Source organism: Scytonema sp. PRP1 (genome assembly GCF_036697665.2).
Taxonomy (GTDB): domain Bacteria; phylum Cyanobacteriota; class Cyanobacteriia; order Cyanobacteriales; family Nostocaceae; genus Kalymmatonema; species Kalymmatonema gypsitolerans.
This window is the reverse complement of record NZ_JBAHYJ020000113.1, coordinates 104186-120192: the sequence shown is the minus strand read 5'-3', so window position 1 is coordinate 120192 and position 16007 is coordinate 104186. Positions and strand designations below refer to the sequence as shown.

General features: G+C 41.4%; 14 protein-coding genes and 1 tRNA gene. 7 read left to right on the top strand and 8 right to left on the bottom strand.

Annotation, left to right across the window (positions count from 1 at the left end; all coding sequences use genetic code 11):
- Positions 1-37 precede the first annotated feature (37 nt).
- From crtB to V5G28_RS30005, 3 genes are all read left to right on the top strand, one after another.
- A complete protein-coding gene (gene crtB / locus V5G28_RS30015) occupies positions 38-970 on the top strand; it encodes a 15-cis-phytoene synthase CrtB (RefSeq protein WP_096571207.1) in 933 nt (310 codons plus the stop codon).
- Positions 971-1083: 113 nt separating this feature from the next.
- Positions 1084-1175, top strand: a tRNA-Ser gene (locus V5G28_RS30010).
- Positions 1176-1348: 173 nt separating this feature from the next.
- The gene (locus tag V5G28_RS30005) at positions 1349-2683 is read left to right on the top strand and encodes an ABC transporter substrate-binding protein (protein ID WP_332987055.1); all 1335 of its coding nucleotides are present in this window, start codon (positions 1349-1351) and stop codon (positions 2681-2683) included.
- Between the two features lie 64 nt (positions 2684-2747).
- Here V5G28_RS30005 and V5G28_RS30000 read toward each other — a convergent pair whose 3' ends face one another.
- Positions 2748-3668 carry a hypothetical protein gene (locus tag V5G28_RS30000; protein WP_332987054.1) on the bottom strand — a complete coding sequence of 307 codons (921 nt, stop codon included), beginning with the start codon at positions 3666-3668 and terminating at the stop codon, positions 2748-2750.
- 858 nt (positions 3669-4526) lie between these two features.
- A complete protein-coding gene (locus V5G28_RS29995; RefSeq protein ID WP_332987053.1) occupies positions 4527-4685 on the bottom strand; it encodes a hypothetical protein in 159 nt (52 codons plus the stop codon).
- A 142-nt stretch (positions 4686-4827) separates the two neighbouring features.
- Here V5G28_RS29995 and V5G28_RS29990 point away from each other — a divergent pair, with 142 nt between their 5' ends.
- Entirely contained in the window at positions 4828-5616 is a 789-nt protein-coding gene (locus V5G28_RS29990) for a WecB/TagA/CpsF family glycosyltransferase (RefSeq protein ID WP_332987052.1), read from the top strand.
- A 49-nt stretch (positions 5617-5665) separates the two neighbouring features.
- Here the strand turns inward: V5G28_RS29990 and V5G28_RS29985 are convergent, their stop codons facing one another.
- The 6 genes from V5G28_RS29985 to V5G28_RS29960 form a co-directional block, all read right to left on the bottom strand.
- The gene (locus tag V5G28_RS29985) at positions 5666-6832 is read right to left on the bottom strand and encodes a glycosyltransferase family protein (protein WP_442994308.1); all 1167 of its coding nucleotides are present in this window, start codon (positions 6830-6832) and stop codon (positions 5666-5668) included.
- 168 nt (positions 6833-7000) lie between these two features.
- Entirely contained in the window at positions 7001-8272 is a 1272-nt protein-coding gene (locus V5G28_RS29980; RefSeq protein ID WP_332987050.1) for a glycoside hydrolase family 5 protein, read from the bottom strand.
- Between the two features lie 13 nt (positions 8273-8285).
- Positions 8286-9323 (bottom strand): glycosyltransferase family 4 protein, encoded by a 1038-nt coding sequence (locus V5G28_RS29975; RefSeq protein ID WP_332987049.1) that lies wholly within the window; start codon positions 9321-9323, stop codon positions 8286-8288.
- Between the two features lie 53 nt (positions 9324-9376).
- Positions 9377-10468: a glycosyltransferase family 4 protein gene (locus V5G28_RS29970; RefSeq protein ID WP_332987048.1), complete on the bottom strand. Its 1092-nt coding sequence runs from the start codon at positions 10466-10468 to the stop codon at positions 9377-9379.
- Between the two features lie 372 nt (positions 10469-10840).
- A complete protein-coding gene (locus V5G28_RS29965) occupies positions 10841-11770 on the bottom strand; it encodes a glycosyltransferase family 2 protein (RefSeq protein WP_332987047.1) in 930 nt (309 codons plus the stop codon).
- Between the two features lie 13 nt (positions 11771-11783).
- Positions 11784-13103: an O-antigen ligase family protein gene (locus V5G28_RS29960; protein WP_332987046.1), complete on the bottom strand. Its 1320-nt coding sequence runs from the start codon at positions 13101-13103 to the stop codon at positions 11784-11786.
- Positions 13104-13646: 543 nt separating this feature from the next.
- Between V5G28_RS29960 and V5G28_RS29955 the strand changes: the two genes are divergently transcribed.
- The 3 genes from V5G28_RS29955 to V5G28_RS29945 are packed head-to-tail and all read left to right on the top strand — an operon-like array spanning position 13647 to position 15963.
- Positions 13647-15068, top strand: coding sequence for a GumC family protein (locus V5G28_RS29955; protein ID WP_336231478.1), 1422 nt, complete (start codon positions 13647-13649; stop codon positions 15066-15068).
- Positions 15069-15117: 49 nt separating this feature from the next.
- Complete coding sequence (locus V5G28_RS29950; protein WP_336231477.1) at positions 15118-15408, top strand: hypothetical protein; 291 nt, start codon at positions 15118-15120, stop codon at positions 15406-15408.
- Positions 15409-15462: 54 nt separating this feature from the next.
- A complete protein-coding gene (locus tag V5G28_RS29945) occupies positions 15463-15963 on the top strand; it encodes a tyrosine-protein kinase family protein (protein ID WP_332987043.1) in 501 nt (166 codons plus the stop codon).
- Positions 15964-16007 lie beyond the last annotated feature (44 nt).

Below are 16007 nucleotides of genomic sequence, written 5' to 3'. Positions count from 1 at the left end.
AAAAGCCTGCAAACGCAAACCCTTCAGCCTGCAACGAATGCTGCAACTGCCTGATTCTCCCCCATGCATGAAAACGTTGGTCTCTGTAGACGAGTCATATCAACTTTGTCGCCATCTCACAGCAAAGTATGCCAAGACTTTTTACCTTGCCACACTGCTGATGAGCAAGGCAAAGCGCCAGCATATTTGGGCAATTTATGCTTGGTGTCGCCGTACAGATGAACTGGTGGATGGTCCTGTGGCTAGCATGACCACACCAGAAACTCTGGATATATGGGAGCTGCAACTGGAATCCATTTTTGCGGGACGCCCAGTAGACAGTTTCGATGTTGCATTGGTGGATACCCTCCACCAATACCCGATGGATATCCAGCCCTTTCGGGATATGATTGACGGTCAGCGCATGGATTTATACCGCAGTCGCTACCAAACCTTTGACGAGTTATACCTCTACTGTTACCGTGTGGCTGGCACTGTAGGCTTAATGTCAACAGCAATCATGGGGGTAGAGACCTCCCCAGACTCTTCTCCATGGAACCAGAACAAACAGCCCTATATTCCTACAGAAGAAGCAATTGCCTTAGGAATTGCCAGTCAATTCACCAATATCCTCCGGGATGTAGGCGAGGATGCAAGACGGGGGCGGATCTACATTCCTCAAGAAGACTTGGCGCGGTTTAACTACACTGAACAAGACTTGTTGAAAGGAGTGGTGGATGAGCGCTGGCGGACGCTGATGCGCTTTCAAATAGCACGAACGCGCCAGTTTTACGCCAAGGCTGAAAAGGGAATAAGTCACCTGTCTGCCGATGCACGATTGCCTGTATGGGCGGCTCTAATGCATTACAGTCGAATTCTTAAAGTTATTGAACGCAACGATTATGATGTGTTCAATCAGCGTGCCTACGTGCCCAAATTGCAAAAATTAGGCACTTTGCCAGTAGCATGGTTGCGAGCACAAGTGCTATAAAGAAGTAGTCATTTTGTCATTTGTCCTTTGTGCTGACAAATGACAAATGACAAGCGACACATAGGTATTGACATTCAAACTTAGAGTTTGATAATATTATTAACCATGACCTTGGAGAGGTGGCTGAGTGGTCGAAAGCGGCGGATTGCTAATCCGTTGTACAGTACGTAAGGCTGTACCGAGGGTTCGAATCCCTCCTTCTCCGTTGATAAAGCAAAAAAACCAAAATAATACTCTAGGCGTAGGCTAGAGAAACATTTTTACTCCTCTAGTCGGATGTTATTATTTATTTTCTGGAGCCATAAAAGAATTTAATTCATTATCAAATTTGAATTTTACTTTTAGGCTGCTAAAAAAAAGAGGAGTAAAACTCAATATATGCAAAAGATAAATACTGCTTTGGGTCTAGCTTTGGCTACCCTGGCAGTTGGCTTCCTGGCAGCCGCTTGTGACAACACTGCCCCAAATAATGCAGCTGGTACTGGTAATGCAGGGAGTGCCACCCCCGCAGGCTCAACGACAACAGCGACCAGTGGCGGTGGCAATGGGTTGAAAATTGGTTCCCTACTACCAGCAACTGGGGATCTGGCTTCCATCGGACAGCAGATTATACCATCAATCCCCTTCCTTGTGGAAACTGTTAACGCTTGCGGCGGCGTCAACGGTCAACCTGTGACCCTTGTTGCGGTAGACGACCAAACTGATCCCAAAGGCGGTGCTGCTGGTATGACCAAACTCGCAACTGTCGATAGAGTTGCTGGTGTTGTTGGCTCTTTTGCCAGCAGCGTTTCTACTGCTGCTGTTTCAATTGCTGCCCAAAATAAAGTTATGCTGATTTCTCCTGGTAGCACCAGCCCTGTATTTACCGAACAGGCGAAACAAGGTAAATTTAATGGCTTTTGGGCACGTACCGTTCCACCTGATAGCTATCAGGGACCAGCCTTAGCCGCACTTGCGAATAAAAGAGGTTATAAAAGAGTTTCCACCGTCGTTATTAACAACGATTATGGCGTCGGCTTTGAAAAAGCATTTGTCCAAGCTTTTGAAAAATTGGGGGGAACCGTTGTTAATAAAAACAACCCCATCCGCTACGATCCGAAAGCAACCACATTTGAAACTGAAGCATCTGCTGCTTTTGGTGGTAAGCCTGATGCAGTCCTTGGCGTTTTTTATGTAGAAACAGGTAGTTTGCTCTTAAAAGCAGCTTACCAACAAGGTTTGCTGCAAGGGGTACAAGTCATGCTGACAGATGGCATGAAGTCAAATGAGTTTCCTGGACAAGTTGGCAAAACCAATGACGGTAAATATATCGTTTCTGGAGTTATCGGCACAGTACCGGGTTCCAACGGCAAAGCATTAGAGGCACTTACAAAACTTTGGCAGTCCAAAAGAGGATCTCCACCAGGAGAATTTGCTCCTCAAGGTTGGGACGCCAGCGCCTTACTAGTGCTAGCAGCACAAGCCGCCAAAGAAAATACAGGTGTTGCCATAGCCAGCAAAATTCGTGAAGTTGCCAATGCCCCTGGGACAGAAGTGACTGATGTTTGTGAGGGACTAAAGTTACTCAAAGAAGGTAAAGATATTAACTACCAGGGAGCCAGTGGCAACGTAGATGTTGACGAGAACGGTGATGTCATCGGCATCTACGATGTGTGGGAAGTTGGGGACGACGGCAAAATCAACACGATTGACAAAGTTAGCCCAACGAAATAAAAGTTAGGTGTAGAGACGCGGCTGGACACGTCTCTACTTAATGTCCTTTTACCAGCCAAACCTTTTACGAGCCAAACAAACTGCCAAAGTTGTAACCAACTCCTATCGACAAACCGATGTCGGTATCATCAAAAAATGCCGCGTTCACAGCTGCTGTTGCTGTAAATTGAGGAGTTATAGGCACATCGATTCCACCAGTGAGTAGGAAAGCGACTTCCGAACCGTCGCCTGTATTAATAGCTACACCACCTCCAATGTAAGGAGCAATAGGTAAAGGTTCAGCAAACGGATCTGATAACTGGTTAAATGAAAAGTCGTAAGTGACTGGAAGTAGAATGACACTTTCGTCTCCGATCACTGCCCCTGGACGCGCCGATATAGCGTTTGTAAACCCGATCTTACTGATAACCATAAAATTACCGTCGCCTAGAGCAGAGTTACCACCCAGACCAATATTTCCTGCTATTCCGATATAACTTGAGCCACCACGGGTTGGTCTGCCTGGATCGATATTGATATCGGATTGTGCCACCTTAGAAGCAGATGGTTTTGGGGCTTTATCATTCTGGGCATTTTGAGGGTCTGCAAGAAGTGCCGCAGATGAAGTTGCTGTTGTCCCAGGAACAGGCTTTACCACACTCTTGGTAGTTTCCTGGTGTGTGCTAGTTAAGAGCTGTTGCGACTGGTTTATACTTGATACTGGCACTGAATTATCTTCTGCGACAGTGAATTCTACCGGAGTCGGAGTAAAGGCTTGTGGGTAGAAATTTTCTACTTCAACACTTACCTGATTATGTGGGTAGAAATTTTCTACTTCAACACTTACCTGATTAAAAGACGCTTCAGTTGCGGAAGACTCGGTTAACTGCTGAGTGCTTTTGCTATCTACCGTTTGCGCACTAGCAGATAAGCTGCTTCCCAGAACCGCCATAGCTGATAAACTCAGCAACGCAAATACATTCTTGCGGGAAATAATAGTATTCATAATTCACTCCTCACAAAATATTGCCTCACTCAATAAACAACGGCTTCTCTGGTTTTTAGCCTACTTTTGGCAATATTCAACATTTAACATCAAAAAATCAATTCCTACATCCTCAATTTGACTAAACTCACGAAAAATTTCAAATCAGAAATTTCAGAATTTTATACTTAGTTTGACAGATGACGAAAAATATCTGTATGCTATAAGAGAGGAAAATTGGTAATAAATGCAAGGTTGCTACTGAATCATAGCCAACAAGAATTTAAAGCAATCAAGGCAAACTTTACGCTTCAACTTTAGTTTGCTGATCTAAAAATCGAGTTGACTGGGTATTGTAGAAACCTTGGCTGTAGTTGGTTTTAGCTGTTTAACAGGTTTGTAACTACTGACTTTGGTAAAAGCGCCGTGTGCAAAAGTCTTTAAGCGCACAGCATACATAACCTCTACGGTAATCATTTAGAAAAATCATTGAAAAGTGAATGTGCTTTTTAGCACATTCACTTTTCAAGAATTACTTCACAGAATTTTCATATATGAGTAATTAGTATACACAATCAACTCAAATTCTGTAATCTAACTAATTTTTAGACTGATAGTGACTGTATATGCACTGAAAAACCTATGTTTTTTCATGAAAAATTTGTAAAGTGACTATTATTCTTCATATTTCCATGATAAGTTATCACTTAGTCATTCAAATTTGTAGCCGTTGCACTGGAGAATTTCACTTAAACAAGCCGTCAATACCCCTATAAAATCGAGATCGAAAGGAAACTCCTTCCTCAGGAACTTGGCTCTCATATATTGTATCGGCTATATAAAAGTTCAGTTTGATTAAGTATTTTGCTTCTCTGGTGGTCAAAGGAAATGTTGACTTTCCAAAGGGCTGCACTGGAGGCGATAAAGCTTTGCCGAACCGCCTAACAAGCGATCGCGCGATGCACAGTGTTCTAGGGCGATCGACAAATTTTTTAAAAGTTTATAATTCCCATTTAAGTTTCTTTTAGAAATGTTCATTTGCTGCGGAATAGGTGCTGTACACAAATGGATGAGAATAGTTAAATCAGGGTGTTAATCAAGTCTCAATATACTCTTCATTCTCGAGTCTTCTGTTTTCTAAACCAACCGAAAGTTAGATATAAGTGAAAGCGTGCAAGCCATGAATAAAGTTAAAATTCTGAACCTGGAAATTGACAATTGGTCTAAGGCAGAATTTTTAGAGAAATTGCAATCAGGGGTAGTATTTACGCCAAATGTTGACCATTTGATTAAACTACAAAAAGACCCGGAATTTTTGCAGGCGTACAGTATTAGTGATTATAAGGTTTGTGATAGCCAAATACTGATTTATGCGTCTAAATTTTTAGGAACGCCAATCAAAGAAAAGATTGCAGGTTCCGACTTGTTTCCTGCTTTCTATAATTACCACAGGCGTAATGAAGACATCAAAATCTTTCTTTTGGGCGCAGGTAAAGGAGTTGCCAGTAAAGCTCAAAATGAAATCAATAGGAAAGCAGGCAGAAATATTATTGTTGCCTCATATTCTCCACCTTTTGGATTTGAGAAAGACGAAGAAGAGTGTCAGAACATAGTGAACATGATTAATAATTCTGGTGCCACTGTTTTAGTTATAGGAGTTGGTGCCCCAAAGCAAGAAAAGTGGCTATACAAGTACAAGAGTCTGTTACCGCATATAAAGATATTCATGGCACTGGGTGCCACCATTGATTTTGAAGCAGGAAATTTGAAAAGAGCTCCAAAATGGATGAGCGAAGTTGGCTTAGAGTGGTTGTTTAGAATTGTATGTGAACCAAAAAGGTTGTGGAAAAGATACTTGGTAGACGATCTTCCTTTTTTAATACTAATTTTGAAACAAAAACTCAACCTATATATAACCAAGGAACACAAGAACAGCAACCCGATTTGGCAAATTGCTGACAGATTCTAGGTACTGCAATATGTAGGATACGTCATACTGTATGACGCATCCTACAGCTTTAATATTCATTGTTTACCATGTCAGCTAATTTTCCTAAGTGAGCCTTTCGAGATAACATTTCTGGTGTGCTATCAAGTCCGACTTTCTCTAAAATTCTTTCCCAACGGTATACCCAGTCATGACGTAGTAGAGAGTTAATCACATTATCTTTACGAATTCTATTTAGGCGATCCGGTTGTGCATCAAGTTCAGCTATGATCTCGCCTACATTAGCAGCATCATAAGGAATTTCAATAACCGCATCAGACCAGTTAAAGTAAGTTTTATAAGCTTCACAAACTGGAGGAGTCCCAATCATCACAGTTCCCCCTGCTGCTCCCTCAAAAAAGCGAGAGCCTAATTCTTCTTGATCACCTGTTTGATCAACAGCGTCAAATTTTGCTTTATTAGCAATATAGTAACGACTTCTCTTAATCAAATTGCTATATAAAGTTCGATGTTCTTTATAGTCCATCATTTCTAAACCTTTAAGAGAGTCAAATAAATATAGAAAGTTTTGGCGTTCTGCTACTTCCAGTAAAGCTTTGTGTACTATTGGTGAACGGCGACCGATACTATAAATATCTATAGAGCGTTGAGGTAGTTGCGGGTAGGGGCAAAAGTTTATAGTATCGACCCCATAGGGTAGAGAGTAACAAGGACGTTGAACCAAATTAGAAATAGCATTAATGCTAGAACTTTGTGTCGTAAAGATATAATCAAAATCTTTCGCCAGTTCAAAACAAAGTCTAGTTTTATGGTTTCCAATTTCTTTTGCCCAGATTTCATCTATCCATAAAACAGCTTTACGGCATTTTTCTCGCCACGCTTTTATGGAATTTATACACGCGAGATCCCAATATTGTTGGCAGATAAAAAATAATAAGTCGTACTCTCTATCTACAATAGAGGGTATGCAACCCGATTTGAGAAATTTCCCTTTACTAGTAGCTCTAGCTACATAGTTTCCCACTCTTTTCTTGAGTGTACTGACTCCACCAGAAGCTAACACAGGAGTGAGTATATCGGCATAATCAAAAGTACAAATACTATCTTCAAATTCATACTCAGGAGAACGATAGGCTTGGGAATGGAAACCACGCATTGATACCACTAAAATACGTGGTTTTTGATTAGAACGAAGATATAATTTGGAGAATAAATTTTCTTGAAACATTTGAGCCATCATTAAAATTAAGCATAATTTTATACCAATTATAAAAAACTTTGCAACACATAAATCGGCTGTAGGGGCGCAGAGCTTTGCGTCCCTAACCAGGTATCTGTCGCATTCTTTGTCGAAATTGGTATGTCATTTAGTAAAAAAGCATACTTTTAATGACTGTTAGTGCCACTACCCCCTTGGCCAACGCAGCACCTGACTCAAAAGTTTCTGCTTGTCAGTATTGATACTTTTCCAGTTATCTAGCAGAATACCTCCGGTACCCTCACTGTTGGGATTCCAGCACCAGTAGGCAAAGCTAAGCTTTTTCTTATCAATAAAATCAACTAACTGCCTCTGCCAAATCCCCTCTTTAGATTTTGTATCTACGTGAGGTCCACCAAATTCACCAATCAAAATTGGGGCAATACGTTGGGTAGCAATATAGTGAAATCCGATCTCCCAACGTTGATATAAGTTTTTAGGAAACGTAGGTTCGGAAAACCAGCGCATATCTGAATTACCGTATTCGTGAGGAGAATATACTAGCTTTCTAGGAGTTCGCAGGCGCACTGGATATTTGCGGACACCCTCTAAATTTGCCCCCCACCAGTACCCTGACTGTTTTTGACCAGGGACATTTTCGACTACCCCCTCCACCACAATCAGCCAATTTGGATTGACACTGAGAATCTTATTTCCGGCTCGTTCTGCAGCTAACCGCCAGTCTGTAGCGCGATCGCCTGTTCCCCAACTAGCACGACCATGAGGTTCGTTTTTGAGATCCGCTCCAATAACGTTGTTATAGCCTTTGTAGCGTTTTGCGAGCAGTGTCCAAGTGTCGAGCCAGTCTTTCTCAGTAAACCCATCACCATACCACAATTCCGATTCAACCTTGTCGTTGAGGCGGTGACTGTCAAGCAGAATCAGCAACCCCTGTCGTCTCGCCTCTTGGATCACAAGATCCATCACTTCTAGAGGAGTTTTGCCTTTGAGTTCCTTATTTGAGCCAATGTAAAAATCTACGCCACTGATATCTTGAGAACGCAGTCCTTGTACAGAATAAGGCAAGCGGATGATGTTGTAGCCCAAACTTTTGATTTGAGCAAGCATTTGTTTGTAATCTCTAACCCACAGCCCATGAGGAGTATGCTCCGGTAATTCCATGCCAAACCAGTTGACACCACGCAGCAGAACAACTCGACCTCTGGCATCAATAATCTGAGAACCGCGAGTAGACAAAGGGGGGACAATATTAGTAGTAGCTGCTTCGCTTGCACCCGTGTCAAATGGCTTTAAAAACAGGGGCGAACAGCTGCTAACAATTGTGTAAAGTAACACTAAAGCCAAGCCAGCCACAATGTTTTTTGTGAACTGTCCCCACTTTTTGTAATAGTAAGCAATGGAAAAACGAATATTGCGTATTAGGAGAAATCCCTGTTTAACAAAAATTGGTCTACGCATAAGACATCGTGAGTTAGTACATACCTGCTGTATCTGCAACTTTATCTAGGATTCTGCCCAGAGCTGCTCCTGCTGCATCACAAGAAAAATGTTCTTTGGCGTAGCGTTTAGCTGTTTGACCAAGACGGTTTCGTAGTGCTGAATTGTTCCATAACATTTCTATCGCCTGCACTAAATCCTCAACAGATTGAGGTTCAACCAACAGACCTGTCTCGCCATGCTGAATATAATCTTCTGCTCCATGACAACGGGTGGCGATGATTGCACGACCCATGAGCATAGCTTCTACAATAGTGATTTGTCCTGCTGCCGTTACATGGGGTTTCGGAAGCAGAGGGACAATGCTGATCCGCGCTTCTTGAGCTAAACGCAGGCAATCTGCCCTGCCAATACCAAACGGTGTTTTCACATTTGGCGGAACGGTTAATCCTTCTAATGCATGTTCGCTTGATGCGACAACCGTTGGTAAGTTTAGCTTTTCCACTGCTTGGAAGAAGGTGGGAAAGTCGCGGTGAGCAGAACCCAGTGCTGTGATAAAAGGATCGGTCGTATTCTCTTCATAAGTGACGGGAATCTCTGATTGGTGAAAGGGGACAAATTCAAAACGCTCCTTTGAGATTCCCAACCACTGGTGGTAAATATCCACCTCGCGCCGTGTGTGGACAACAAAGCGATCAATGTCTTTTAGGCTAAATTGGGCGATCGCTTGCCGAATCCCACTAGAGCAGGTGCCAACATTGAATAACCAAGCTACTACAGGAATGCGCTTGCGAGTAAGCCGCTGTTGCATTCCTATGACTGCTGGTAGCTGAGGAAAAACGGTAATCACGCCTCCCTCACTCGCCTTTATCGCTTCCATACCATGTTGCTGATAAATAAGCCAATCCTTGAATCCAGTGACAGAAGACTTCTGATTGTGCCAGTTCTCTAACGGTTTTGGACGTGGAACGATATGGAACTGGTGGCGATCGCCGGGAACGTTTCGGGTTAACCAAGGCTCGTTGATAAGATTAGGCTTATTAATAAAGGGGGCTGCAACTGTCCAATGCATGGAAATTGAGAATATTTATGTATAAATTATTTTCAGTATAAATGACAATCGATCTACAATACTTGCGACCTCAAAACATCTTTCAAAAGCTCAGATAATCTTGATGTAAAAACTTCTAAATTATATTTCTCTTCACATAAACGTCGAGCTCTGTTTCCCATCTCTCGGGTTTCATCTGGATGTTCTAGTAAATAGGATATTGCCTGTTGCCACCCTTGAACATCTCCCTGTTCCACAAAAATACCAATTCTTTGTTTTTCTACATCGATACCAACAAACTGGTTGCTAGTCATGACAACTGCTTTCCCCATCGACATTGCTTCTAATAAAGTTGTCAGCCCAATCGCATTGTATGGTTTGTCTTGTCTAATATTGAGAGGAATGGCAACTGCATAAGCTTCTTGATAAGCTGCTAAAATTTCTTGCCATGAAAGCGACTTTTCAATGATAGAAATGTTAGAAGGTAGCCCTGAGGTATCGGAAAATAAGGAGTTGCCATAGGCGCAGATTTTCAAATGACAGTTGATTTGGCTAAAGGCTTTTATCACCGTGTCATAGTCTCGATAAGTTTTACCTATACTTAAAATTAACCTACTGCTACATTCTGCTTCATCTTCATGATTAATATTCTTCACTTGATAATAAGGTAAATCTGTTCCCCACTCTAATATTTCTAACTTGTGAGCAGGTATATCAAACTCATCTTTTAAATGGTCTTTAATTTCATTGTTCAAGCAAAAAAGCTTATCGTGACCCTTGAGAAATAATTTAGTATATAACTGACTACTTAATTTTTTTTGGAATGATTGATACGCTATGGCAACAATTGGTTTTTTGAATATACCGATGGCTCTGAGAAATGCAAGTAATGCCGTAGTTAGGTGATGTCCCGAATAGACAGCATCGTATTCGGAATTTAGAAAAAGTATCCTTAGTTGCTGATCTAAATCTCCGAAAATTTTTAACTTTTGACTAATTTTCTTGAGAAGAGAATACTTTTCGTAAGGTAGAATATCAACATGAATGCCATATTTAGGTAATGTTGTAGCTCCCCAGAGATGATGACTTGGGCATTGATAATTTTCTTTCAGCCAAAATTCCCATTGGGCAGTCATACTGTAGTTATTAACCAAAATTACTTTCATTGTTAGTTTATGTAGTTAACTTTCTCATGGATTTAAGGTAATACAGTTCAGTTAAGAAGAATTGTAGGTTAGGTAAAGCCTTAGCGCAACCCAACAAAACTAAAGTAGGTGTTGGGTTATGTCCGGAGGACGCACACTCGCGTTCGTTCCTCAAACGGACAATTCGTACCCTTCCTTGCCCGAAGTGGCTGCGCGTCTACAAGTCCGCAAACCCTTCCTGTCCGACTGTCCTATCCAACCTACGTAGTTTTATGTTTTTTGCGCTAACAGCAACGCTATTGGGATTTCAGGCTGATAATTGAACGAAAATATGAGCAAAATCTTCTGGTTTCTCAGCAATACAGATGCAAACTTCTGAAGTTTCCAGTCATCCTATACTCCACTACTGAGTTTGTACTCTTGGTAACGAACTCCTGCAACACCTACAAGTGTACCTGTCCCTCTGGAAATATGTAGTAACGCTTTCACGATTGCGTGTTGTCCCAATAGCAAAGAAGGAAACAAAAGACATAATCCTTGACTAATGAGTGCCATTCCTTTCATAACACGTACACTGAGAACTATAATTGAAGGATATAATTCCCGCTCGCACAAACTTTGTGTACTCCAACAACGATAACCTCGTCGAAGAATCCATTTCATGTTAGTACGGCTTTCGGGTATCCATTCAGAAACTAAAGCGGTATCTGCCCAGACTATCTTGTATCCTGCTCGAGAGAGGCGCATAAAAAAGTGCGAATCTTCTCCACCAGTGAGAGCAAAACGTTCGTCGAACATTTTATCTATTTGCTTTAAAACCTGAGAACGAATGAGCACATTGTTAGTAAAAGCAACTTTTAGCGGATGACCTGTAGGCAAACGCTTCGGCTCAAAAAACTTTCCTTTCACAACCCAATTAGGAACACTTGACTCTGTAAAATGTGGTAATACAGGTCCTGTGACTACGTCTGCATCGTACTTCTGCTGAACGAATAAAAGCTCATCCAGCCATGATGGTTCAGGAACCTCATCATCATCAATGAAAGCAACAAAATCAGTATCTTTATTAATAGAAGCAAGAGCTTTATTTCGGCTATAAGAAATACCACGAGTAGGTTCAATGCAGTACTTTAGTACTCCTTTGAAATCATTCTCTTTAACAGAGCAAACTGCACGAGCGGCTCCTGTTGAGTCATTATCAACAACAATGACCTCTAAATTAGGAGTTTCACACTTACTAAAAGTTAGCTGATTGATACCATCGAGTAAACGTTTTAATCCTTCAGGACGTTGGTATGTTGCCACGCACACAGAAATTAACATCCTCTCTCCTCAACTATAAATTTTGTTTCTTTGATGCTTCTATCTCAAACCATTCTTCATCCATAAAGGGACTGGCGTATTTGTATTTTACTTGTTCAAACTCTACAGACATTGAAAAAATGGTTGATACATATAGTATCCAAAAGATACTATTAGTTGTTAAAAGAGTGCTTTCTGTTATGTTGTATATTAGTAAAAATGACAAATATATGACTGGCCATAACCCCTCTACAGTTCTGGTCGTTCTTAACCAAAGAACTCCTTTTATCCAGGCAGTCACATAGCTTATAAAAAAGATTATTAACCCTAATATACCTAATTCTGCTAACAAATCCATCCAGCCATTGTGACCATTAGGGCATGGCCACTCCAGAGACCGCCAAACGTAAGCTGTCACCTCATTATCCCAATCTTGCCAAAAGGCATTAAATCCGTAGCCAAGCCAGGGGTTTTGCGAGATGAGTTCAAGCATACGTGTCCATATATCTGTGCGTCCTGTTAGGGTTAAATCCCGACCTAATGCACTGGCTATAAGTGGCAAATTATCTAATAGTAATGTTGCTGCGCTTCCTACAACAAGTATCACAGCAATTGTTATGGGCACTATTTGGTTGTAATTGTTTCGCCAAGTCCTGTATAGTGGCACGATTGCTGTCAGGGTGAGCAAAACAATGATCGCTGTTTTTGAAGTCGAAAGAATGATTAAAGCTGCTGAGAGAATAAAACCAACCCACGCAACCCATCTGTATTTACGCTGAAGACCAGACTTCTCAAAAGAGAGTAACAGAAAAACTATAGCGCTTACGTTCATAAGGCGACCCATAGTATTTTTGTGCGTTATTATACCTCGCCAAGCTCCTTCATGAGCACCTCCTTCCTGAAAGGTCATTAAACCGTAGGATGGTAATGCAACGGCAAACATAATACTCAGTAAAATTACTAAGCCAAATGTCCAGGCTAATAATTGTAGTTGCTCCTGGAAGCTGTAACGTGTAGCTAAGTAAACTCCAAATCCAGTTGTTCCTAAAAGAAGTATGCTACGACGTAACGTAATATCTGGTGACACTGTCCATAACACAGACGCTAATGCAATCCCTATAAGTAGCCAAATCCAAATGTCCTTCTGTGCAACGCGCACAAAACTCTTCCACCTCCGAAGAATCAGGAGGCTAGTCACCAAATAAACTCCCATAAAAAGGATTGGAGTGTACGGATCTGAGGTGACATCGGGAGCATCTTCCTTTTCCAGTAGAACACCTATCAAGGCAGTTGTTGAAAAGAAAAGAGCTATGACAACAAATACCTTTTCGGCTAGCCTTGATAGTCTATGCATCGCAACTCTATTTCTAATAATTAATTTGCTGTCAATAAAAATGCCTTGAACAGAAAAAGTGTTCTTTGAGTTGCATGAGTATCTCAAAGAAACCTACCGTAGAAAGATTATCTCATCTAACATGTTACACAGATATGCCCAAAGAAATAATTTTGTAATCAGCCGTAAGTTTTGACTTTACTCTACCTTCATTAGTAAAATCATTTTCATGAATTTTCTGTAAAGAACAACGTATCAGATATGTGGCAAGATATGTTGGGGGTATCGAACCAGAGCAAAAATCTGGTATGATTTGTGCCTGAAACAGGAAGTCTTTTGCAGAAGTAGAACTAACATACCTATAGAAATTTCGGGTACAGAGTCTACAACTGTGTAATCTTGCTGTGTTTTAGCTGTATTGTCCCCACGCCACCGTACGTTCTAGCAACCGCGACACTATTACACAGAGTTATCCCGATTATCTTTATGGCAAGTTGGCGAAAATCAGCATCTAGGAAATAGATTAACAGAATCATGTATTCAACAGATTTGAATGGGAAACAGATGCCAACTAAAGAACAAAGCTTGCAGCAACTGAAAAATCCCAATACTGTATTGAGAGAACCGTATTTGTTCTGGAGAAGACCAGAAAGCGAAGAAGAAAGTACGGGTTTCAATCAGGTTTTCTCTGTTTTACGTCGTCGGATAGGTTTGATTGCTAGTACAACAGTTATTCTCACTACGGTGGCTGTTGCTTTCTCAGCAACTCGAACTCCAAAATATGAAGGCAAGTTTCAGATATTAGTTGAACCTCTAAAAACTGCCGATAGTGAGTTACTGCTTTTACTGTCGGAAACACTGAAGCAAAATGCCAACGAAATCACCAAACAGAATAAAACAGAATTGGATTATCAGGCTTTGATGGAGGTTTTAAAAAGCCCAAAGGTGATAAATCCAGTTGTTAAAGACCTGAAAAACCGATATCCAGAAATTAATTATGACCAACTTGTTGCCAGTAGTGCGTCTGGCAAAGTGTCTCCTGAGCAAGTAGGCACGTTGCATATCAGCCGCATAGGCAAAGGTAAGGAGCTATCAAGAGTCATAGAGGTTCGCTATCGAGAATCGGATCCGAAAAAAATCGAGTATGTCTTGGATCGGGTATCAGAAGCATATCAAAACTACAGTAAAGAACAACAGCAAACGAACTTACGCCAGGGAATAAAATTCGTTGAGCAGCAGATTCCCAAAATGCGGCTGCGGGTGAATACACTTCAAGGACAAATGCAAGTGTTTCAACAGAAGCAGAGTATGTTCAACCCTGAACTTCAAGGACAACAACTGCTCACCAGAGTGGATCAACTCAAAGCACAGCGCATAGAAACCGAGCGAAGGCTGGCTGAGTTTAAGTCACTTTCTGCTTCTTTGCAAAAGCAGTTGGCAATGTCAGAAAATACAGCGATCGCAGCATCAGCTTTGAGTGAATCACCCCAGTATCAGCAAACACTCACCCGTCTGCGAGAAGTAGAAACAAGAATTGCCATAGAGTCAGCTCGTCTGACTGAAAACAACCCAATAATGGTGAATTTGCGCGAACAACGACAGAAGCTGCTACCTTTAGTCCAGCAAGAAGCAAAACTAGCATTAGGAAGCAACGCATCTTCGTCTAGTGTGCTCCCTTCCCAAGTAGGAGTTTATCAAAACTCAGTTCGGCGTGACCTGATCAAACAACTAGCTGATAGCGCCAACCAAATTCAGTTGTTAGAAACCAGCTTAGAAGCTAATAAGAAAGCAACACTAGAGGTTAATCAACAAATTCAGCAATATCCAGCGCTTTCACGTCAGTACACCAATTTGCAAAGGGAATTGCAAGTTTCTACCGACACCCTCAACCAGCTTTTAGCCAAGCAAGAAGCACTGCGAGTAGACGCTGCTCAAACAGGATGTCCCTTGGGAAGTGATTATGCCAGCGACACTTCCACGAAATAAATTGGGTGAACTCGTACCAGTGGGACTAAATACTGAGCGTAACATTGCCTTGGGAACAGTTGCAGGTTTACTCTTAGGAACTTTAGCTGCTTTCATGCTTGAGAATTGGCAAAACGTTTTTCATGATCCTGAGGAAGCGAAACGTGCGACCAAAATGCCAATTCTTGGGGTTATTCCCTATCACAAAGAAGTCAAACAGCCGATATCTAAAACTGATAAAGAATTGGCTTCTGCACATCAAAAAGGCAAAAATCAATTTTTGCCAACTGTAAAAGCAAAAACTCAGGAGTATAAAACAACTGCTTTTACAGAAGCTTTTTGCTTCTTTATAACAGGATAAACTCTCTCAAGTCTCAGGCTTCTATCCGCTCAATAGTAGTGACATCAGCGACAAGTGGGGGATGGTAAATCTACAGTAGCAGCGAATTTAGCAAAGATAGCTGGCTCAAATGCAGGTGACAAGTGCCATCAGACGCCAATTTACGTCATCCCCAGGTACATTTACGAAATCGGTTTAATGAATAGTAAAGGACTGAGCGAGGTACTTTCCCAAGGTATAGATTTTAGTGAGGTTGTTGCACAAGCGTTTAGAGAAGAAAATCTTTTTGTCGTGACTGCTGGTGAAACGCCAGAAAATCCTACAAAACTATTTTCTTCTCAAAGAATGGAGAATTTTTTGGAGCGAACCCATACAAACTATGATTTAGTGATCTATGATGCACCACATATCATGGGACTTTTAGATACAAGCATCCTAGCAAACCGTGTAGATGGAGTTTTGATAGTTGCGGGACTTGGTAAAACAATCCGTCCTTGCTTGCAACAAGCGGTGGAAGAATTAAAAGCTGCTCGAAGTTCAGTATTAGGTATAGTAGCTGATACGATTGAACGGTAGCTAGTGGCAGACAGTGCAATTTTCGTCACCCTTTGTTCTTTTAA